Here is a 20,520-nt window from a genome sequence, read left to right as displayed (position 1 = left end):
CACCGATCCGCGCCGGTTGGCGCTGCTTCTACCGCCCTCGACGGGGTGGACGACAGGGTTACTTCAGCGGACCGTAGAGTGGCGCGGTCGCGCGGGCGTGGGTCGCCTGCTCGAAGGCGTACGCCAGGCCGATGATGCCGCTCTCGTCGTAGTCGCGCCCGAGGAACTCGAGGTTGACGTTGGCTCCGACGACCGGGTTGCTGCCGTCGGAGGCGATGGCCTGACCCATCGGCACGGTGATGGCCGGCATCCCGGTGTTCGGGCTGAGGCGCATGTTCGTGCCGATGGTGCCGTACGGCGAACCGCTCGGGTAGACCAGAGAGTCGAGCGCGTTGTCGTTCATCAGCTGGGTGACCGTGGTGTTGCCGTTCGCGATGGCGGTGGTGTGCGTGCCCGCCGGGCCCGCCCACGCCTGGTATTGCGCATCCGTCACGGCGTTCCGCGAGGTGTAGATGCTGTTGCGGGAGGTGACGTTCCGGCCAGAGGCGAGGATGTCGGTGATCGAGCGGGCCGTCACCGCCGGGGCGAGGTGGTTCTGGATGTAGATGTTCAGGTCGTGCTTGAACTCGTTCGTGCTCCCGCTCCCCTCGTTGAGCGTGGCGGTGAACGCCGTGCTCGCGGTGAGCTCGACGACGGTCGCGCCCTGCGCCTCGAGCGTTGCCTTGGCGTTCGCCCACAGCCGGGTGACGGTCGCGTTCGTGCCGACCATCGAGGTGACGATGCCGATCCGTTTGCCTCTCAGCGCGGTCGGGTCGAGAGCCGCGGTGTACGAGGCGGGCACGTGGCCGGTCTGCTCCGCGGTGATCGGGTCGGCGGAGTCCACGCCGGTGACGGCGTCGAGAGCCACGGCCGCGTCGGTGACGCTTCGCGCGATCGGGCCGCCGGTGTCCTGGCTGAGTGCGAGGGGATGATGCCGTCGCGACTGGTGAGGCCGACAGTCGGGCGGATGCCGACGAGCGAGTTGTACGTCGACGGCACGCGGATGGAGCCTCCCGTGTCGGTGCCGAACCCGATGCCCGCGAGGTTCGCGGCGATGGCGGCCCCCGTTCCACCGCTGGAGCCGCCCGCCGTCTTCGTCGTGTTGAGGGGGCTGGCGACGAGGAGCGACGTGCCCGCGTCCTGGAATGAGGAGAACTCGGACACGAACCCGTAGGCGAACTCGTCCAGGCTGGCCTTGGCGAGGATGACGGCGCCCGCCGAGCGAAGGCCCTTCACCATCGCCGCGTCATCGCTGGTCTGGTTCGTATCCCAGCAGCCGCAGCCGCCGGTGGTCGGCATGTCGGCGGTGTCGTAATTGTCCTTCACCGCGATCGGGACGCCGAGGAGCATGCTCGTCATCCCCTTCCGGGCGCGAGTGGCGTCGGCTTGGGCGGCGATCGTCAGTGCCTGCTTGTTCGTCGAGATGATCGAGTTGAGCGCTCGCCCACCGGCACCCGTGTCGACGACCGTTCGGTCGAGGGCGGCGATGCGGTCGAGGTACTCCTGGGTGATCTTCACGGAGGTGGTGACGCCGGCGTTCATCGCGGCCTGCATGTCGAGGGCGGACGCCTCCACCAGCTGGAAGGGTCCATCATCGTAGATCATGCGCTGGGAGAGTGCGACGAGGTCTCGGATGGTGATGGTGCCGTCGCCGTCGGTGTCGGCCTTCGAGACGAGGGACCAGCCTGCCGAGGCGGGCGTGTCGCCGAGGTGCTTCGCCAGCACATCGAGGTCGGCCTTCGTGACCTGACGGTCGCCCGTCAGGTCGAGCGCGGTGTAGTACGGCGCGAGGAACGCGCCGGTGGTGGTGTCGGAAGGCGCGGCGGATGCGGCCGGGGCGACGACGGCTCCGGTGGCGACGAGCGCGGCCAGGGTGGCGATGGCGCCCGCAATGGTCGCGGTGCGGGGGCGCTTCGATCGGGTGTGCATGACAGTGGTTCTCCTCTCGGTCGGGCGGCTGGCGGTCATCGGGCGTCTCCTGCGCGGCGGCGGCGTGCGGCGATCAGTACGGCCGCGGCGCCGACGGCGAGCAGCGCGAGGGCGGCGGCGGCGTAGGGGACGACATCGGTACCGGTGGAGGCGAGGTCATCGTCCGATACCGAGGCGGTGCCGACCGTGCCCGTGCCGCCGGTCCCGGGGTTGCCGGTGGGAGTGGGCGTCGGGGGTGGGGTCGCCGCGGCGGACACGACCTCGACCGTCGGGCTGGTCGCCGCATTCGTCGACGCCGTCACGGCCGAGGCGGAGTCGACCAGCGAGAGCGAGCGGACCGTGAACGCTGTCGACCCGGCCGCGGTCGCGGTGAAGGTCAGCGTGAAGGTGAGGTCGCCGGAGAGCGCCGGGGAGGTGCCGAGCCGCGTGTACACGAGGTCGACCGTGCCGGTTCCGGTGCGGACCGAATCGAAGCCGCCGGCGGTGACAGCGGCGCTGCCGTCGACGGGGGAGGCCACGGCCGGGTCGAATGCCAGCACCACCTCATAGCCGTAGACATCGGTCGCGCCGGCGAGTTTCACCGTCACCTCGAAGGCGTCACCGGCGGTGACTGTCGACGGCGCCGAGACGGAGACGTTCGCGACAGCGGGGGCCGCGAGAGCGGGAGCCGCTGTGCCGACCGCGAGGCCGAGACCGGCCAGTGCGGCCGCGGCGACGGCGAGAAGGCGCGGGAGCCGCCTGGGATTCTGATGCATTCGGGTGGTGCCTTCCTCTGGGGGCGAAAGGGGACGCCGATGCGTCCGCCGTCAGCGGGAGGAAGGGGAGACTCGAGGCGCCGGGGGAGCACGACCTGCGAACGGTCCAAGGCCGGCCCAGGGGAGCGGGCCGGCGGCTGAGGAAGCGGCGCCATCGACACGAAGGACGATACGGAACCGCTGTTTCCGGCAGTGCGCGATCGTGTTTCTGAGACATTTCACAGAACGGGGGCCGGCGCGCGAAATTGAGGCACAGTCTGCGGCCGAATGGATTGGGAGGCGACCCTCTGAAATCGATTTAGCCTGCTCTAGATGTAGTGCCCAGGTAGGTTGCTCGATAGCCGGGTGATGGGCGGGAGCTTTCCGGTGGCGGTGTGGGGTCGGTGTTGATTGTAGTGATGGAGCCAGGCGGGGAGGGCTGCGCGGCGGGCTGACTCGGAGTTGTAGTGGCGGGCGAATGCCCATCCGTCGCTCATCGTGCGGTGGAAGCGTTCGATTTTGCCGTTCGTTTGCGGCCGGTAGGGGCGGGTGAACTTCGGGCGGATGCCGAGGTCCGTGCAGGCGTGTCGCCAGGCGTGGGAGCGGTAGGCGGAGCCGTTGTCGGAGAGGACGCGTTCGACGCGGACTCCACGATCGGCGAACCAGGACGTCGCCCGTTGGAGGACTCCGATCGCAGTCTCAGCGCGTTCGTCGTCGTGGATCTCGGCGTAGGCGACGCGGGAATGGTCATCGATCACGGTGTGCACGAACGCGTGTCGCATCTTCGGGTTGTAGTACTGGTTGCGGTCTTTGCCCGGCGTCTTCGCCCGATTCCTGTCGCCCTGGGCTCGGCCGACGAACCGCCACCCGCCGCCGTCGGGGATGTTGCCGAGCTTCTTCACATCGACATGGATCAGCGATCCGGGGTAGTCGTGTTCGTAACGTCGGGCCGGTTCCCCGGTCTTCACATCGACATGGGTGAGCCGGTTGAGACGGCAACGCACCAGAACCGCGTGAACGGTCGACGCCGGCATCCCCAGCCGGCCAGCGATTTGCACCGGACCAAGGCGTTTCTTGATCCGCAGATGCACGATCTTCTTCACCAGCAGCTGCGGGGTCCGATTCGGATGCGCGTGCGGGCGGGAGGACCGATCTGTCATCCCCTCCGGGCCGAGTTCGACGTAGCGGCGTGCCCATTTCGCGGCGGTCGGCCACGAAACACGGAAGTAGTCAGCCGCCGCAGCGACGGTCCAGCCCTCGTCGATGATCAGTCGCGCAACACGCAACCTTTGCCGCGGCGTCAAAGCCGCATTACCGTGAGACACGAGAACCTCCAGGTTTCGAGTGAGTGTCTAAGCAACTCCCACTCTGGCCCGGAGGTTCTCGCCATGTCACGGATGCCAAATCAAACAACGTCCCTGGGCACTACATCTAGAGCGTGCGTGGCCGGCCCAGCTCAAGAGTCCGACGACAGCAATCACCATGGCGGTCAGAGCGACCAGACCAAAAGTGACGTCCACTCGACGAGGGATCGACGGGTTCATGTCAACTGCCTATTGTTCGCCCGATACCCGCGAAGCTGCCGCCCGCGCATCCGGATATATAGTTAATGCATATAAAGCAACTATCTGACGTGAACGTTCGAAGGACTCTCTTGGCCCGCACCGGCATCTTCAACAAAGACCACCCCCACTACAAGTGGGTCGCACTCAGCAACACCACCCTCGGCATGCTCATGGCGACGATCAACTCGTCGATCGTCATCATCTCGCTGCCCGCCATCTTCACCGGCATCAAACTGAATCCGCTCGAACCGGGCAATGTGAGCTACCTGCTCTGGATGCTGATGGGCTACATGCTGGTCACCGCCGTCCTCGTGGTGATGTTCGGGCGCATGGGCGATCAGTACGGCCGGGTGAAGATCTACAACCTCGGCTTCGTGATCTTCACCATCGCCGCCATCGCCCTCTGTCTCGACCCTTTCACCGGCGGCCCGGCGGCCATGTGGCTGATCGTCTGGCGGTTCGTGCAGGGCATCGGCGGCGCGATGCTGTTCGCCAACTCCACCGCGATCCTCACCGATGCGTTCCCCGCCAACAAGCGCGGGTTCGCCCTCGGGCTCAACCAGGTGGCGGCCATCGCCGGAAGCTTCATCGGACTGATCGTCGGCGGCATCCTCGCCGAGATCGACTGGCGCGCAGTCTTCTTCGTCTCGGTTCCGTTCGGGATCATCGGCACGATCTGGTCGTACAAGTCGCTGCACGAGGTGGGCACCAAGAACCCCGGCCGGATCGACTGGCTCGGCAACGCCACCTTCGCGGTCGGGCTGATCGCGCTCCTCACCGGCATCACCTACGGCATCCAGCCCTACGGCGGCAGCACGCAGGGCTGGGGGAACCCGTGGGTCCTCGGCTCGATCATCGGCGGCATCCTGCTGCTCGTGGCGTTCGTGTTCATCGAGCTGCGGGTGAAATCGCCGATGTTCGAGATGCGGCTGTTCCGCATCCGTTCGTTCGCCTCCGGCATCTTCGCCGGCTTCCTCGCCTCGATCGGCCGCGGCGGGCTGCAGTTCATGCTGATCATCTGGCTGCAAGGCATCTGGTTGCCGCTGCACGGGTTCAGCTATGAGCAGACGCCGCTCTGGGCGGGCATCTACATGCTGCCGATCACGATCGGGTTCCTGATCGCCGGGCCGATCTCCGGTGCTCTCTCCGACCGGTACGGGTCGCGGATGTTCGCGACGGTCGGTCTCACCCTCGTCGGGCTGACCTTCATCGGGCTGCTGCTCATCCCGGTCAACTTCGACTACTGGCAGTTCGCGCTGCTCACCGGGTTGAACGGCATCGGCTCCGGACTGTTCTCATCGCCGAACCGCACCTCGATCATGAACAGCGTGCCCGCGAACGAGCGCGGATCCGCCTCCGGGATGGCCGGCGTCGCCCTCAACGCCGGAAGCTCGTTGTCGATCGGCATCTTCTTCTCGCTGATGATCGCCGGGTTGTCGACTTCGCTGCCGGGGGCACTGACCAGTGGGTTGACTGCCAACGGGGTTCCCGCAAACATTGCGGCGCAGGTCGGACAGACGCCGCCGGTCGGCAGTCTGTTCGCGGCGTTCCTCGGCTACAACCCGATCAAGAACCTGCTCGGGCCGACGGGCGTGCTCTCCAGCCCGCACGTGGATGCGGCGACCCTCACCGGTAAAGAGTTCTTCCCGCAGCTGATCTCCGGACCGTTCCACGACGGTCTCATCGTGGTGTTCATCGCCGCCGCGGTCATGTCGATCATCGGCGCCATCGCCTCGTTCGCGGGCGGGGGCAAGTATGTTCATGAGGAGAGTGTCGTTCAGCGGGAGGGTGAGGAAGTCGGTGCGACGAGCGCATAGCAGGGAACGTCGATGGTGACGGGCGGCGGGCGCCGGGCGGCGCCGGAGAGCATCCTCGCCGAGGATGACGATCTGGCGAGCCGTCTGGCTCTCGCCGTCGGCCGGCTCAACCGCCGGATGCGATCGTCGACCGGTGGCCTCAGCCACGGGCAGCTCTCGGCCCTGTCGACCATCGTGCGCCGCGGGCCGGTGCGGCCGAGCGAGATCGCCGCGATCGAGGTCGTCGCGGCCCCCACGATCACCCGTGTCATCGCCGATCTGGAGGCGCGCGGGCTGGTCTCGCGCCAGCCCGACCCCGATGACGGCCGTTCGTTCTTCGTCACCGGAACGGATGCCGGTATCGAGCTGCTCCTGCGGGCCCGCTCCGACCGGGCGCGAGCGGTGACCGCCATCCTCGCCGAGCTCAGCGCCACCGAGGTGGAACAGATCCGCCGGGCCATCCCCGCACTCGAAACCGCCGCCCAGGTCACCTCCCCGAACCCCTGACCCCGCCCGCCGGTCCAGCCCGCTGACGCCGCCCGCCGATTGCAACCGGCGCTCGCTCTCAGGCGGTCAGAGCGGCACTCAGTGGCAAACCGCCGGGGGTCAGGCTTAGAGGGTGAGGGCGAAGACGGCCGCGCTGACCGCCCAGAACAGCAGGACGAAGACGGTGTCGCGCACACGCCACGGGGTCGGGTGGCGTTCGGTGCGGGTCGGATGCGCACCGAACGCACGCGACTCCATGGCGAGCGCCATCCGGTCCGCGTGCCGGATCGCACCGGCCAGCAGGGGTACGACCGCCGCGAATGCTCGCCGCAGGGTTGCGACCGGGCCCCACCCGGTCGCGACCCCACGCACGCGTTGCGCCTGCCGGATCAGCGCCAGCTCAGTGCCGAAACGCGGGATGAACCGGTAGGCGGCGATCGCCGTGTAGCCGATGCGGTACGGCACTCGCAACTGCTGCACCAGCGCCCGCGCGAGGTCGGGTCCGGTGGTGGTGAGGCCGCCGATCAGCGCGAGAACCACCAGGCCCGCCAGGCGCAGGGAGGTGGCGATTCCCACCGCGAAAGCCCCCGCGGTGTACGTGTACGACCCGATGCCGAACAGGATGCGCTGATCGGCCAAACGTGACGCATCCGTCCAGAATCCGAAGCTGAGCGCCATCACGAACACGAGCGCCGGCAGGGCGGCGAGCAGCCCCACAAGGATGGCCGGTCGCATCCGAGCGCCGGCCAGGACGACCAGCACGCTGAGCACGACGAACACGAGCGGCGTGACGATGTCGCGCGTGAACAGCAGCACGGCCATCGCCGGCAGCACCGCCGCGATCTTCGCGAGCGGGTTCAGGTGGTGCAGGAACCGTGCGGGCGGGTCGGTCGTCGAGGCGTAGGGGTCGGTGGTCAGGAGGCTCAGGGGGTGCCCCCGTCGATGGTGCCGGCGGCCGCTTGCCCTGTGCGCACATCCCGAATCGATGGGGCGGGGGCGGAGGGCAGGTCGGGGCCGGAGGGCAGGTCGGCCAGGCGTGTCACCGAGCGCCACGACGGATGCGCGGTGAGGTCCGCGAACGCACGGGCGAGCGGTGGGGGTCGCAGTCCTGCCCGCTCCAGGGTCGCCCGGTCGGCCAGCACCGCCGCCGTCCTTCCGGAAGCGACGACCCCGCCGTCCGTGAGCACGACCACGTGATTGGCGTGTTCGGCCACGAGCTGCAGGTCGTGAGTCACGATGATCACGGTGGTGCCGGCAGCGTTCAGCTCGCCGAGCAGGCCGAGCAATTCGGCGGCGCGCTCCCGATCCTGCCCGAAGGTCGGCTCGTCGAGCACCAGCAGCGGCGCGCCGGCGATCAGCGCCGTTCCCACCGAGAGGCGGCGTTTCTGGCCGCCGGAGAGCAGGAACGGGTGCGCATCGCGATGGTTCTGCAGACCGAGGGTGGCGAGCATCCGGTCGACGCGCTCGCGCACCTCCGCTTCGGGCCGGCGGTGCAGCCGGAGCCCGTAGGCGAGTTCGTCGGTCACCGACGCCGTCACGAATTGGTGCTCCGGGTTCTGGAAGACGAACCCGACCGCGGCGGTGAGGGCGGCGACGGAGGCGCGGGCCGGGTCGAGCCCGTCGAGGTCGACCGTTCCGCGAGGAGGGCGGACGACACCGGCGAGCGCCTGCACGAGCGTGGTCTTGCCGGTGCCGTTGGCGCCGAGCACAGCCACGAAGTCGCCGCGTCGCACGTCGAGCGACACGGAGTGCAGAACCTCGCGTCGCGCGTCCCCACGCCCGCGGCGCACGGTCAGGCCCCGGATGCGCACGGCCCACTCCGGCGATGTCGCGTCGCCGGCGCGCGCAAGGGTCTGCGTCGGGAGCGTGGGAAGCGACGGTAGGGCGTCGAGGGCCGCGCTCAGGTCGGCGGTGGTCAGGGGAAGCGGGTCTATGGTGACGCCGGCGGAGCGCAGTCGCAGCGCCGCCAGGGTCGCGGTCGGAAGCCAGACGCCCAGCTTCAGGAGCTCGTCCGCGCGGTCGCGCAGCACCTCGCCGACCGGACCGTGGGCGACGAGCCGCCCGGCCGCATCCAGCACCGCCACGGTGTCGACGAGGTCCATCGCCGCGTCGAGGTTGTGCTCCACCAGCACGATGCTGCGGGGTTCGGCGGCGTTTCGCAGCGAGCGGAGCACCTCGTACACCTCCTCGATTCCCGCAGGATCGAGGTTGGCGGTGGGCTCGTCCAGCACCAGGACGGGCGCATCCAGGGCGAGTGCGCACGCGATCGCCAGCCGCTGCTTCCCGCCGCCGGAGAGTGTGTCGGGGTTGTCGTCGCGTCGCTCCCAGAGCCCGACGGCGCGCAGCGACCACTCCGCGCGTTCGAGCACATCGTCGACGGTCACCAGCTGGTTCTCCGGTCCGAAACAGACCTCGTCGAGAACGGTGGCCGACACCAGCTGCGCGTCAGGGTCTTGGAAGACCATGCCGACCTGCTCGCTCAGCTCGGCGACGCGGGCCTGGGCCGTGTCGCGCCCGGCGACGAGCACCGTACCTTCGAGGTCGGCCGGCACAGCATGCGGAACGAGACCGTTGAGCGCCAGCGTAAGAGTCGATTTGCCGCATCCGCTCGGTCCGAGCACGAGTAGGACCTCCCCGGCGGCGACCTCCAGCGTCACCCCGTCGGGCGTCCAGGCCGGAGCCCCCTCGTGACGGATGCGCACACCGCGCAGGGTGAGGGCCGCCGGCTGCGCGGTCACCGCCGCCTCAGCGTGTCGGCCGAACGCGCCGCGCCGGGCGCAGGGCCGGAAGGGCGAACGGGCCGAACGGCATTGCGAACGCGGCGGCCGTCATCGGCATCGCGTCGCCGCCTCGGCCGGGGCGGCGTCGCACCAGCGGCATCTGCAGGCCGCGGCCCGCGCCGGTGCGGTCGAGGCCAGCCGCGACGGCACGACCGATCCAGGTGAACAGAATGGGGCTCAGCACGAACAGCCCGACGTGCAGCACCTGCACCCACGGCTTGCTCTGTTCGGCGCCCTGGGCGATGTACACGCCGAACCCGAAAACCAGCCCGGCCACCGTCACGGCCGCGTAGAACAGCCAGGCCCGCCAGTAGCGGTAGAGGGTCACGGCGAACGGGAGCTCCTGCAGCAGGCCGATCGAACCGGCCGCCATCACGGCGGCGAACCCGATGGGCTGGAACGGGACAGACACCAGCCCGGCGATGACCGAGGTGATCAGGGCCACGCCGCCGCGTCGGAGCAGGGCCTGCGCGATCACGCCGGGCAGGAAGTACACGCCGATCACGGCGCCGTAGAACATCGGCGCGGCGGCGGCGAGTGTGCCCGAGATGTAGGCGCTGATGGAGAACACGATGCCGCCGGCCACCCCGATCGCGGCGCACGTGAGCAGAAGGCGGGTGCTGGTGTTTTTCATGAGCCGTTCTCTGCGGTCGGGGGTGGGATGCTCCCTCCAGCGTAGATGAGGTAAGGCTAGCCTTACAACCGGTGGGGCTCGAGCGTGGTCGCGCTCCAACCGGTCCTACGCCGTGGCGGTATCGATCGCGGGTCTCGCTTTTCAGGCCACGGCGAGCATCCCGGCAGCGGCCAGCGCGAGTGCCAGACCCGCCCACTGCACCGGTGCGATCCGTTCGCGCAGTACGACCGCGGCGAGCAGGATCGTGCCGGCCGGGTACATCGCGATCAGCACCGACATCACGCTCAGGTCGCCGGCGCGGAGGCCGAAGAGCACAAGCACGTTGGCGGCCGTGTCGACGAACCCGCAGGCGATCGCGAGGCCGAGGCCGGGGAGCCAGCCCGAGCGCGCATCCGGGGCCGGCAGGTTCGCCCGCGCCCGCCGCCGACGCGCCAGCAGGGCGAGCACCCCGATGGTGGTGAACATGATCGCGCCGTTCACAGTGCGGTTCAGCACGAGCGGTACCAGCCCTGAGTCGTCGGGTGTCTGATCGACGAGGATCAGGAACACGCCGATCAAGGTGCCGGAACACACGGCCATCAGGAGGCCGCGTGGCCGGGGCCGCACCGCCCCCTTCTCGGGAACGAACCCCACCAGAACGACGGCGACGAGGGCCGACCCGAGCGCGACGAAGCCGATCGGGGCGAGCCGTTCACCGCCGAGCAGTCCCCAGGTCATCGGAACCACCGCGGAGACCACGGCTGTCAGCGGTGAAAGGATGCTCATCGGCCCGATCGCGAGGCAGGCGTACAGCAGCGAGATGGCCGCCGCGCCGGTCACACCGGAGAGAGCGCCCCAGCCGACGGCCGAGGCCGACCAGCGTCCGCCGACCACAAGCAGCGCCACTAGCAGGCCGACCAGCCCGGAGACCGCGCCGATCGCGGTGACGCGCAGCGGGCTGATCCGGCGCGATGCCAGACCTCCCAGAAAATCGGCGGAGCCGTAGACGACGGCTCCGAGGAGCCCGATGACCGCTGTGAGCATCGAGGGGCGGAGCTCAGTTCCCGGCGAAGTCGTAGACGTGCAGCACGGCGCCGCTCTCGAAGCGCACCAGCTCGGTCAGTTCGAGCTGCGCCTTCGCGCGGTCGTCGGGGAAGATGCGCAGCCCGCCGCCGACGATGACGGGGAAGCTGAGGAGCCGAAGTTGGTCGACCAGCCCCCAGACCAGCAGCGAGCGCACGAGGGTCGCGCTCCCGGCCACGAGGATGGGGCCCCCGTCGCCGCGTTTGAGCTCTCCCACCGCCGCCCGCGCATCGCCGGCGAGACGGGTCGCGTTCCAGCCGAGCTCGTCGGTGCGGGCCGTGACGACATGCTTCGGCATCGCGTTCATCGTGTCGGCGAACTCGCCGTCGCGCTCCGGCCATGCGGCCTGGAACTGCTCGAACGTCTTTCGTCCGAGCAGCAGCGACTCCGCCTCGAGCGTCTCGCGCAGCTTGAAGGCGAAGAGCTCGTCGGTGCCGAAGGGGAACGTCCAGCCGGCGTGAGGATGCGTCTTCTCGCCGCCCGGCGCCTCCACCACGCCGTCGAGGGTGATGAACTCGGTGACGATCAGGCGGCGCATGCTGTCTCCTCCGGTTGCGGCGACGTGGTGTGCCGATGCTAGCAGTGGGAGGTTCTCCACAGTCCGGCGTCGTCCACATCCCGGCGCCTCGGTCTCCGCAGGTCGGCTGCTCTCGTTACGATCGGGTGATGAGCTGGAACGCGGAAGTACCCTGGGAGCCCGACGAGCGAGACGCGCCGCCGGCCGACGACGAACCCCCGTTCCCCGACCTCGTCGACGACCCCTACCTCGGCGGTCCCGTCGACTTCGGTGGGGCGCCGGCCGATTCGGGTGGGGCGCCGGCGGGCGGGTCTTCTGTGCCGGTCCCAGCGGCGCGGCCGCAGCCGCGCGCATCCGCATCCACGTTCGCCACCGCCGCCGACGCCTTGCACACGGTGTTCGGCTACGACTCTTTCCGCGGTCAGCAGGGCGAGATCATCGAGCAGCTGGTCGGCGGCGGCGACGCTGTCGTGCTCATGCCCACCGGCGGCGGCAAGAGCCTCTGCTACCAGATCCCGTCGCTCGTGCGCGAGGGCACCGGTGTCGTCGTCTCGCCGCTCATCGCGCTCATGCAAGACCAAGTGGATGCGCTCCTCGCGGTGGGCGTGCGTGCCGCTTTCCTCAACTCCACGCAAGACGCCACCGAGCGCTCCCGGGTGGAGCAGGCTTATCTCGCCGGCGAGCTCGACATCCTCTACGTCGCCCCGGAGCGTCTCTCCTCCGAGGCCACCAAACGGTTCCTGGAGCGGGGCACGATCGCCCTATTCGCAATCGACGAGGCGCACTGCGTTTCCCAGTGGGGGCACGACTTCCGCCCCGACTATCTCGCACTCTCCGAGCTCGCCGAGCGCTGGCCCGAGGTTCCGCGCATTGCGCTCACGGCGACCGCCACCGAGGCGACCCACCAGGAGATCACCGCCCGGTTGAAGCTGCAAGGCGCCGCCCAGTTCGTCGCCGATTTCGACCGGCCGAACATCCAGTACCGCATCGTTCCGAAGGTCGAGGTGCGCAAGCAGCTGCTCGACTTCATAACGACCGAGCACCCGAACGACGCGGGCATCGTCTACGGTCTCTCGCGCAACACCGTCGAGAAGACCGCCGAGTTCCTCAGTGCCCGGGGCCTGAAGGCACTGCCCTATCACGCCGGTCTCGACGCCAGGGTGCGAGCGGCGACCCAGTCCCGTTTCCTGCGCGAAGACGGCATCATCGTCGTCGCCACAATCGCGTTCGGCATGGGCATCGACAAGCCGGATGTGCGGTTCGTCGCCCACATCGACCTGCCCAAGTCGGTCGAGGGCTACTACCAGGAGACGGGCCGCGCCGGCCGCGACGGCCTCCCTTCTACCGCCTGGCTCGCCTACGGTCTCAACGACGTGGTGCAGCAGCGCCGCATGATCGACGACTCCCCGGGCGATCTCGCGCACCGCCGCCGGATGAGTCAGCACCTGGATGCGATGCTCGCCCTCTGCGAGACAGTGCAATGCCGCCGGGTCAACCTTCTCGGCTACTTCGGCCAGCGCTCTGAGCCCTGCGGCAACTGCGACACCTGCCTCACCCCGCCGGAGAGCTGGGACGGAACCGTCCCGGCCCAGAAGCTGCTCTCGACCGTGGTGCGCCTGCAGCGGGAACGCAATCAACGTTTCGGTGCCGGCCACCTCATCGACATCCTGCGCGGAAAGCGCACGCCCCGGATCGACCAGTACGGCCACGACAACCTCGCCACCTGGAGCATCGGGGCCGACCTCAGCGACAGCCAGTGGCGTGGTGTCGTGCGCCAGGTCATCGCCCAGGAACTCCTGAAGCCCGAAGGTGAGTATGGCGTTCTCGCCATCACCCCGCAGAGCGCGAGCGTGCTCGGTGGCGAGCGCACCGTGATCCTGCGCCGCGAACCCGATCGCCCCGAACGCGTCTCGCGCTCCTCGCGCAGCGCTACGGCCGATCTCGCGCCTGCCGACCAGCCGCTGTTCGAGGCGTTGCGCGCCTGGCGCGCCGAGGCCGCCCGCACCCAGGGAGTCCCGGCCTACATCGTCTTCGGCGACGCCACCCTGAAGGCGGTGGCGGCGGCCCGTCCCGCGAGCCTCGCCGATCTCGACGGCATCACGGGCATCGGCGCCAAGAAACGCGAAGCCTACGGGGAGGCTCTGCTCGGCGTCGTCGCCGCAGGCTGAACCGCCGGTTCGATCCGCCGTTCGACCCGCCGTTCGACCCGCCGTTCGACCCGTCGGTTGGGCTAGCGCGAAGCTAGCGCGAAGCCAGCGCGAAGCTAGCGCGAAGCCAGGGCGAAGCTAGCGCGAAGCCAGGGCGACCAGGTGCGCTCGCAGCTGGTCGGCCACATCCACCGCGGTGCGGTCGTAGAGCCATTGCAATTGCAGGCCGTCCCACAGTGCCAGAAACCATACGGCCTCCTGGTCGGGGTCGATCGTGGTGGGCAGCGCGCCCGTGCCGGCGAGTTCGGCGAACGCGTCGGTGAGCAGGTGTCGCATTCCCCGGAAGCGTTCGCGGAAGAAGTCGTGCCCGGGATGGTCGGAGCTCGTCGCTTCACCGGCGAGCACGCTGTAGAGCTCGACGAGGCCCGGCTGGGTGGCGTTCCTGCGCGCTCCGTCGACCATCGGGTCGAGGAGGTCGCGGGCGGTGAAGCCGGTCTCGGGAAGGCTCGCGATCGAGAGGTCGTCGCGCCGACGCAGCACGGCGAGCAGCAGATCGTCTTTGCTCGCGAAATGGTAGAGCAGGGTGGACTTGGTGACGCCGACCCGGTCGGCGATGTCTTGCAGGCTGGTGGCGGTGAAGCCGCCGGCGGCGAAGAGGGTGGTCGCGTCGTCGATGATGCGCTCGCGCCGGGCGCGCCCGGCGGCGTAGCCCGTTCCACCGCGGCTGCGCACGTCGCTGCGCACGTCGCGGCGCGCTTCGCCGCGCACCGGGTCGACCCCGGTCGGAGCAGGCCGTGTTGCGGCCCGTGTTGCGGGCTGCGTGCCGGCCGGCGCGAGGTGCGCTCTCAGGCGCTCGGCCACATCCACCCGCGCCGGATCGTAGAGCGACTGCAGCTGCAGTCCGTCCCATGCCGCGGCGAGCCGCGCGTCCGCTGCTCCGGCAGGGCTGGAGCGCCGAAGCCCGGAATAGCGGCGGGCGAAGTAGTCGTGCGCTGGATGTGCGGGGCTCGTCGCCTCCCCGGCCAGCGCGGTGAAGAGCTCGACGTATCCGGGGATCGCGACGTTGCGCTCGGCGATCCGAACGATGCGCTCCGCATTGTCGCTCGGCGAGAACGACTGCTCGGCGAGCCACGCCCCGGTGGCCGCCTCGTGGCGGTGCAGCAGTTCGAGGAGCACCTCGTCTTTCGAGGCGAAGTGGCGCAGCAGTCCCGGATGCGACAGCTCGGCCCGCGCCGCGATCTCGCGCAGCGAGACGCCCGCGAAGCCGCCCTCGGCGAACAGCGCGCCCGCCGCGTCGAGGATCTGCTCCCGCCGGGCGAGGCCGCGCGCGGAACGGCGGGGCTCCGTTCGGGGCCCCGGCCCCGCATCCGCTGTCGCCGCCATCGTTCGAGGATAGCCGCGGACCACCATGTTACCAAGCGGTCGAATTTGACCTATACTCGTGCTGCACTGCGAATCAAAGGAGAGAAGTGATGCCGGAAACCACCCCCGAAACCGCCCCGGTCGACCCCACGTACCGCGACGCCGCGCTGCCGGTCGACGAGCGGGTGCAGAACCTGCTCGGCCAGATGACGCTCGAGGAGAAGGCCGGCCTCTTCTTCCAGACCATGATCACGATCGGCGAGGGCGGCCAGGTGGCCGAGGCCGAGCCGACCTTCGGCATCCCGGCGACCGCCGAGCTGATCGAAGACCGTCAGATGACGCACTTCAACGTGTTCGGCGCGGCGCAGACCGCGGCGGAGATGGCCGAGTGGCACAACCGCGTTCAGGGGGTGGCCGCCCGCACCCGGCTCGGCATCCCTGTGACCATCTCGACCGACCCGCGTCACTCGTTCAGCGAGAACCCGGGCGCCTCGATGCTGGCCGGGCCGTTCTCGCAGTGGCCGGAGACCCTCGGTCTCGGGGCGATCGGTTCGGAGGAGCTCGTCGAGCAGTTCGGCGACATCGCCCGCCAGGAGTACACCGCCGTCGGCATCCGGGTGGCCCTGCACCCGCAGATCGACCTCGCCACCGAGCCGCGCTGGGCGCGCCAGGTGGCGACGTTCGGCGAGGACGCCGACCTCACCTCGCGCCTCGGAGCGGCATACATCCGCGGTTTCCAGGGCAGCGAGCTCGGTCCCGACTCGGTTGCCACCATGACCAAGCACTTCCCCGGCGGCGGTCCGCAGAAAGACGGCGAAGACCCGCACTTCCCTTACGGCCGCGAGCAGGTGTATCCGGGCGGGGAGTTCGAACTGCACCTCAAGCCGTTCGAGGCCGCTTTCGAGGCCGGCACCAGCCAGATCATGCCCTACTACGGCATGCCCGTCGGCACCGAGTACGAAGAGGTCGGTTTCGGCTTCAACAAGTCGGTGATCACCGGGCTGCTGCGCGAGCGGTTCGGTTTCGACGGCATCGTCTGCACCGACTGGGGGCTCCTCAGCGACGCCGAGATCGCCGGTCAGCCTTTTCCCGCCCGCGCCTGGGGTGTCGAACACCTCAGCACGAGGGAGCGGATGGTCAAGGTGCTGAACGCGGGCGCCGACCAGTTCGGCGGTGAGGCCATCCCCGAACTGCTGGTCGAACTGGTGCGTAGCGGAGAGATCGCCGAGGACCGCATCGACACCTCCGCCTGCCGTCTGCTGCGCGAGAAGTTCGTGCTCGGGCTGTTCGACGCTCCGCTCGTGGATGTGGCGCGGGCCACAGAGGTCGTCGGCAACGCGGAGTTCGTCGCCGCCGGCGAGGCCGCTCAGCGCGCCGCGGTCACCCTACTCACCAACGAGACCCCCACCGGCGCGAGTGCGCCGATCCTGCCGCTGAAACGGGGCATCCGCGTATACCTGCACGGATTCGACGCCGAGGTGGCGGCAGGGTTCGCCACCGTCGTCGCCACTCCTCAGGAGGCGGATGCGGCGCTCGTGCGCCTGCACGCGCCCTATGAGCAGCGCGCGACCATGTTCGAGAACTTCTTCCACGCGGGATCGCTGGACTTCCCGCAGGAGACGGTCGACGAGGTGCTCGCCATCGCGCGCGCTGTGCCGACCGTGATCGAGGTCTTCCTCGACCGGCCGGCCATCCTCACCCCGTTCGCGGCGGATGCGGCCGCCCTGCTCGGCGACTTCGGCGCCAGCCAGCGCGCCCTCCTCGACGTGCTGTTCGGCGAGGCCGAGCCGCAGGGATCGCTGCCGATGGAGCTCCCCTCGTCGATGGATGCGGTGCGGGCCAACCGCCCCGACGTGCCCTTCGACACGGCCGACCCGCTCTTCCGTTTCGGTCACGGCCTCCGCTTCTGAGGCCGACCCCCGGTTCTGGGTCTCGGCTCAGTTCTGGGGGTAGACGGTCTCGTGCCGGGCGAGCATGGCGACGAAATCGGCGATGCGCCGGGCCCGCGTCTCCGGACGTTTGGCGTTGGTGGTGCGGTAGACGATGGAGAACCGGTTCTGGCTGGTGAGCGTCTCGAAGAAGGCGGCGGCTTCGGGGTTCGCCGCCAACGCCCGGGCGAGGTCGTCGGGCACGGTCTTGTCGGAGACCCGCTGGTAGGCCGCATCCCAGCGCCCATCGGCCTTGGCGCGGTCGACCTCGCGCATCCCCGCCTCGGTCATGTCGCCGGAGGCGATCAGCTCGGCGACCAGATCGCGGTTGCGCTGCGACCAGGTGCTGCGCGGTCGCCGGGGTGTGAAGCTCTGCAGAAAGTGCGTGTCGTCGAGTGCGTTGCGCCGCCCGTCGATCCACCCGAAGCAGAGGGCGACGCGCACGGCCTCGTCCCAGTCAGGGCTGGTGTGCCCCGACCCCTTCTTGGCGACCGCGAGTCGGATGCCGGCCGTGTCGTCGTGGTGGTCGGCCAACCACGATCGCCACTCGGCGGCACTGAGGGGGTAGATCGTCTCGAAATCGGCCATACACCGATCATGCCCCGATCGGCCCGACGGCTCTGGTAGGAACACGACGGTGCACGGTCGACGGTGCACGGTCGACGGTTCTGCCCGGCAGCCAGGGAATTATCTTTACCGTCTACGTGTTATCACAATGAACCTTTCTGTGACGATCTCGAGGAGGACGCGATGGCAAGGATGATCGAAGAGCTCGAAGACGAGACCGGCGCCGTGATCAAGTACAAGAGGCACGCCAACGGGCGCGGCCTCGTCGCCCCGTCGGCCCGGGTGGCCGACTCGGCCTACATCGACGCGACGGCCTACGTCGAGGCGAACGCGCGCGTCGGCCTCGACGCCTATGTCGGCGCCGGCAGCTGGATCGACCAGGGCGCGATGATCGGCGACCGCACCTTCGTGGGCGCCAATGTGCACATCGGGGCAGAGAGCGTCATCGGCGCCGGTGTCCGCATCGGCAGCAACGCCAAGCTCGGCCGCAATGTGATGGTCGGCAACGGTGCGCGGGTCGATCGCGACCTCCAGGTGGCGGCCGGGACGGTGATCGAACTCCGCGGGGCCGGGGCAGCTCGCGCGGCGCTGGCGGCGCCGCTGCACGCGCACCCACGAACCGCGAGAGATGCGCGCCGCGCCGCCTGACCGCACGACGTCCTCGGGCGACAAGCGTCCGAGATTGTGGGTTCGCGCACAACACGGGCGCTACGAATTGGAGCAATCCGCAAACGTGCGGCGCTGCATCCCTTGGGTGTTTGTAGGCCCCGCACCGCAGACTTCGTGTTCCGGGCGCGGCGTCGTAGCGTGACAGCATCCCCGCGAGATCGAAGAGGAATGCTCATGGTCGACACTGTCGCGCGCACCACACCGTCATCCGCCACGCCCGCCCGGGCATCCGCACCCGCCCGAGATTCGGCGCCGTCGGGTGGCGCTCCCCGCGTGGACGTCGCCGCTCTCGGCCGTCAACTGCTCGGCGACTGGGCCGAGATCCGGCTCGCCTCCCGCGAGCTCTCGAGCCGGCCCGAGATGCAGAAGGTCGAAGGGCTGACCCTCGACGACCAGCGGGCCCGCACATTCCACCAGCTCAAGCTGCTCGTCGAGAACGGGCAGGTGCACCGTGCGTTCCCGAAGAGCGTCGGCGGCCAGGAGGACAACGGCGGCAACATCGCCGGCTTCGAGGAGCTCGTGGCGGCCGACCCGTCGCTGCAGATCAAGTCGGGCGTGCAGTGGGGCCTGTTCGGGGCCGCGGTGCTTCAGCTGGGCACCGAGTACCACCACAAGAAGTACCTGCCCGGAATCATGTCCCTCGACGTGCCCGGCGCTTTCGCGATGACCGAGACCGGCCACGGATCGGATGTCGCCTCGGTGGCCACCACCGCCACTTACGACGAGGCGACGCAGGAGTTCGTGATCGACACCCCGTTCCGCGGGGCGTGGAAGGACTACCTCGGCAATGCCGGCAAAGACGGCATCGCGGCCACCGTGTTCGCCCAGCTCATCACGAAGGGCGTCAACCACGGCGTGCACGCGTTCTACGTGCCCATCCGGGATGAGAACGGCGACTTCCTGCCCGGAATCGGCGGTGAAGACGACGGCATCAAGGGTGGGCTCAACGGCATCGACAACGGACGCCTGCACTTCACCGGTGTGCGGATCCCGCGCCTCGACCTGCTGAACAAGTACGGCGACGTCGCGGAAGACGGCACGTATACTTCGTCGATCGACAGCCCCGGCCGACGGTTCTTCACGATGCTCGGCACCCTCGTGCAGGGGCGCGTCTCACTCGACGGCTCGGCCATCAACGCCGCGAAGATCGCGCTCAAGATCGCGATCACCTACGGCGACGAGCGCCGCCAGTTCACCGCCGGCAGCGACACCGACGAGGAGGTCATCCTCGACTACCAGCGGCACCAGCGCCGGCTGCTTCCGCTGCTCGCGACCACCTACGCCGGCAGCTTCGCCCACGAAGTCTTCCTGCACAAGTTCGACGACGTGTTCAGCGGCCGCGCCGCGACGGATGCCGACCGCCAAGACCTCGAGACCATCGCGGCCGCGCTCAAACCGCTCTCGACCTGGCATGCGCTCGACACGCTGCAGGAGGCCCGCGAGGCCTGCGGCGGTTCCGGCTTCCTCACCGAGAATCGGCTCACCTCGCTGCGCGCCGACCTCGACGTCTACGTCACATTCGAGGGCGACAACAATGTGCTGCTGCAGCTGGTGGCCAAGCGACTGCTGACCGATTTCAGTCGCAAGTTCGCGAAGGCGGATGCGGGGGCGCTTGCCCGCTATGTCGTCACCCAGGCGGCGGGCAAGGCCTACCACGGAACGGGCCTGCGCAGCGTCGCTCAGACCGTGAAAGACTTCGGCTCGACCGCCCGTTCGGTCAACTGGCTGCAGGAGGCGAGCACCCAGCGCGAGCTGCTCACCGACCGCGTCGAGACGATGATCGCCGAGATCGGCGGCCGGCTGCGCCCGGCATCCAAGCTCGGCAAGAAGGCGGCGGCCGACCTGTTCAACTCGCAGCAGAACGATCTCATCGAGGCGGCCCGCGCCCACGCCGAACTTCTGCAGTGGGAGGCGTTCACGGATGCGCTGGAGCAGGCGCCCGACGCCGGCACCAAGCAGGTGCTCACCTGGCTTCGCGACCTGTTCGGTTTCGGACTGATCGAGAAGCACCTGGCCTGGTACCTCATCCACGGCCGCCTCGCGCCGCAGCGCGCGCAGGCCGTGACGGCGTACATCGACCGACTGCTCGCCCGCATCCGCCCGCACGCTGTCGACCTGGTCGACGCTTTCGGGTACGGCCCCGAACTGGTGCGCGCGAAGATCGCCACCGGCGCGGAGGCGGAGCGGCAGGCTGAGGCTCGCGCGTATTACAAGGCGCAGCGCGCCTCCGGCACCGCCCCCGTCGACGAGAAGACCCTCACGTCGAAGAAGCGCTGATTCGGCGGCGGGCAGCCGCCGAAACATGTGCGCCGAATGCGGCGAATAGGCGACGCAGAGGCGACGCTCGGCGCAAATGTTTCGCCAG

At 69.2% G+C, this 20,520-nt stretch carries 15 protein-coding genes and 1 pseudogene; 6 read left to right on the top strand and 10 right to left on the bottom strand.

The genetic code is table 11. The features are described 5' to 3' along the window. Window positions 1-58: 58 nt before the first annotated feature. From K5L49_RS10075 to K5L49_RS10065, 3 genes and pseudogenes are all read right to left on the bottom strand, one after another. A pseudogene (locus tag K5L49_RS10075) lies at window positions 59-1,908 on the bottom strand (amidase family protein). 35 nt (window positions 1,909-1,943) lie between these two features. After that, entirely contained in the window at window positions 1,944-2,663 is a 720-nt protein-coding gene (locus tag K5L49_RS10070; protein WP_223692441.1) for a cohesin domain-containing protein, read from the bottom strand. A gap of 308 nt (window positions 2,664-2,971) precedes the next feature. Further along, window positions 2,972-3,967, bottom strand: a complete 996-nt coding sequence (locus K5L49_RS10065; protein ID WP_223692439.1) for an IS481 family transposase — start codon at window positions 3,965-3,967, stop codon at window positions 2,972-2,974. A 329-nt stretch (window positions 3,968-4,296) separates the two neighbouring features. Between K5L49_RS10065 and K5L49_RS10060 the strand changes: the two genes are divergently transcribed. Continuing rightward, window positions 4,297-6,024, top strand: coding sequence for an MFS transporter (locus K5L49_RS10060; RefSeq protein WP_223692437.1), 1,728 nt, complete (start codon window positions 4,297-4,299; stop codon window positions 6,022-6,024). Between the two features lie 12 nt (window positions 6,025-6,036). Beyond that, window positions 6,037-6,510 carry a MarR family winged helix-turn-helix transcriptional regulator gene (locus tag K5L49_RS10055; protein WP_223692436.1) on the top strand — a complete coding sequence of 158 codons (474 nt, stop codon included), beginning with the start codon at window positions 6,037-6,039 and terminating at the stop codon, window positions 6,508-6,510. A 105-nt stretch (window positions 6,511-6,615) separates the two neighbouring features. Here the strand turns inward: K5L49_RS10055 and K5L49_RS10050 are convergent, their stop codons facing one another. From K5L49_RS10050 to K5L49_RS10030, 5 genes are all read right to left on the bottom strand, one after another. Continuing rightward, complete coding sequence (locus tag K5L49_RS10050; protein WP_223695280.1) at window positions 6,616-7,416, bottom strand: energy-coupling factor transporter transmembrane component T family protein; 801 nt, start codon at window positions 7,414-7,416, stop codon at window positions 6,616-6,618. Continuing rightward, window positions 7,413-9,227, bottom strand: a complete 1,815-nt coding sequence (locus K5L49_RS10045) for an ABC transporter ATP-binding protein (protein ID WP_223692434.1) — start codon at window positions 9,225-9,227, stop codon at window positions 7,413-7,415. The genes K5L49_RS10050 and K5L49_RS10045 overlap by 4 nt, the downstream gene beginning before the upstream one ends. Before the next feature lie 7 nt (window positions 9,228-9,234). Then, on the bottom strand, window positions 9,235-9,903 hold the full coding sequence (locus K5L49_RS10040; protein WP_223692432.1) for an ECF transporter S component: 669 nt from the start codon (window positions 9,901-9,903) through the stop codon (window positions 9,235-9,237). Between the two features lie 141 nt (window positions 9,904-10,044). Next, window positions 10,045-10,926, bottom strand: coding sequence for an EamA family transporter (locus tag K5L49_RS10035; protein ID WP_223692431.1), 882 nt, complete (start codon window positions 10,924-10,926; stop codon window positions 10,045-10,047). A gap of 13 nt (window positions 10,927-10,939) precedes the next feature. Next, window positions 10,940-11,503 carry a dihydrofolate reductase family protein gene (locus K5L49_RS10030; protein ID WP_223692429.1) on the bottom strand — a complete coding sequence of 188 codons (564 nt, stop codon included), beginning with the start codon at window positions 11,501-11,503 and terminating at the stop codon, window positions 10,940-10,942. Window positions 11,504-11,631: 128 nt separating this feature from the next. Here K5L49_RS10030 and recQ point away from each other — a divergent pair, with 128 nt between their 5' ends. Beyond that, the gene (gene recQ, locus K5L49_RS10025) at window positions 11,632-13,650 is read left to right on the top strand and encodes a DNA helicase RecQ (RefSeq protein WP_223692427.1); all 2,019 of its coding nucleotides are present in this window, start codon (window positions 11,632-11,634) and stop codon (window positions 13,648-13,650) included. A gap of 117 nt (window positions 13,651-13,767) precedes the next feature. On the opposite strand, the gene K5L49_RS10020 is transcribed toward recQ, so the two are convergent. Then, the gene (locus K5L49_RS10020) at window positions 13,768-15,012 is read right to left on the bottom strand and encodes a TetR/AcrR family transcriptional regulator (RefSeq protein ID WP_223692425.1); all 1,245 of its coding nucleotides are present in this window, start codon (window positions 15,010-15,012) and stop codon (window positions 13,768-13,770) included. A gap of 89 nt (window positions 15,013-15,101) precedes the next feature. Between K5L49_RS10020 and K5L49_RS10015 the strand changes: the two genes are divergently transcribed. Continuing rightward, complete coding sequence (locus tag K5L49_RS10015; RefSeq protein WP_223692423.1) at window positions 15,102-16,901, top strand: glycoside hydrolase family 3 protein; 1,800 nt, start codon at window positions 15,102-15,104, stop codon at window positions 16,899-16,901. A 27-nt stretch (window positions 16,902-16,928) separates the two neighbouring features. Here K5L49_RS10015 and K5L49_RS10010 read toward each other — a convergent pair whose 3' ends face one another. Beyond that, the gene (locus K5L49_RS10010) at window positions 16,929-17,507 is read right to left on the bottom strand and encodes a YdeI/OmpD-associated family protein (RefSeq protein WP_223692422.1); all 579 of its coding nucleotides are present in this window, start codon (window positions 17,505-17,507) and stop codon (window positions 16,929-16,931) included. A 162-nt stretch (window positions 17,508-17,669) separates the two neighbouring features. Between K5L49_RS10010 and K5L49_RS10005 the strand changes: the two genes are divergently transcribed. Beyond that, window positions 17,670-18,134: a DapH/DapD/GlmU-related protein gene (locus K5L49_RS10005; protein WP_223692420.1), complete on the top strand. Its 465-nt coding sequence runs from the start codon at window positions 17,670-17,672 to the stop codon at window positions 18,132-18,134. Between the two features lie 195 nt (window positions 18,135-18,329). Beyond that, window positions 18,330-20,432, top strand: coding sequence for an acyl-CoA dehydrogenase family protein (locus K5L49_RS10000; RefSeq protein ID WP_223692418.1), 2,103 nt, complete (start codon window positions 18,330-18,332; stop codon window positions 20,430-20,432). Window positions 20,433-20,520 lie beyond the last annotated feature (88 nt).

Origin of the sequence: Leifsonia poae, assembly GCF_020009625.1 — a bacterium.
GTDB classification, from domain to species: Bacteria; Actinomycetota; Actinomycetes; order Actinomycetales; family Microbacteriaceae; genus Leifsonia; species Leifsonia poae_A.
This window is presented reverse-complemented; position numbering and strand designations above follow the sequence as displayed.

Bases quoted from the DNA above. Each gene is read 5' to 3' on its own strand.
- K5L49_RS10070 (WP_223692441.1), bottom strand. From the start codon at position 2,663: ATGCATCAGAATCCCAGGCGGCTCCCGCGCCTTCTCGCCGTCGCCGCG.
- K5L49_RS10055 (WP_223692436.1), top strand. From the start codon at position 6,037: ATGGTGACGGGCGGCGGGCGCCGGGCGGCGCCGGAGAGCATCCTCGCC.
- K5L49_RS10040 (WP_223692432.1), bottom strand. From the start codon at position 9,903: ATGAAAAACACCAGCACCCGCCTTCTGCTCACGTGCGCCGCGATCGGG.
- K5L49_RS10035 (WP_223692431.1), bottom strand. From the start codon at position 10,926: ATGCTCACAGCGGTCATCGGGCTCCTCGGAGCCGTCGTCTACGGCTCC.
- K5L49_RS10030 (WP_223692429.1), bottom strand. From the start codon at position 11,503: ATGCGCCGCCTGATCGTCACCGAGTTCATCACCCTCGACGGCGTGGTG.
- recQ (WP_223692427.1), top strand. From the start codon at position 11,632: ATGAGCTGGAACGCGGAAGTACCCTGGGAGCCCGACGAGCGAGACGCG.
- K5L49_RS10020 (WP_223692425.1), bottom strand. From the start codon at position 15,012: ATGGCGGCGACAGCGGATGCGGGGCCGGGGCCCCGAACGGAGCCCCGC.
- K5L49_RS10015 (WP_223692423.1), top strand. From the start codon at position 15,102: ATGCCGGAAACCACCCCCGAAACCGCCCCGGTCGACCCCACGTACCGC.
- K5L49_RS10010 (WP_223692422.1), bottom strand. From the start codon at position 17,507: ATGGCCGATTTCGAGACGATCTACCCCCTCAGTGCCGCCGAGTGGCGA.
- K5L49_RS10005 (WP_223692420.1), top strand. From the start codon at position 17,670: ATGGCAAGGATGATCGAAGAGCTCGAAGACGAGACCGGCGCCGTGATC.
- K5L49_RS10000 (WP_223692418.1), top strand. From the start codon at position 18,330: ATGGTCGACACTGTCGCGCGCACCACACCGTCATCCGCCACGCCCGCC.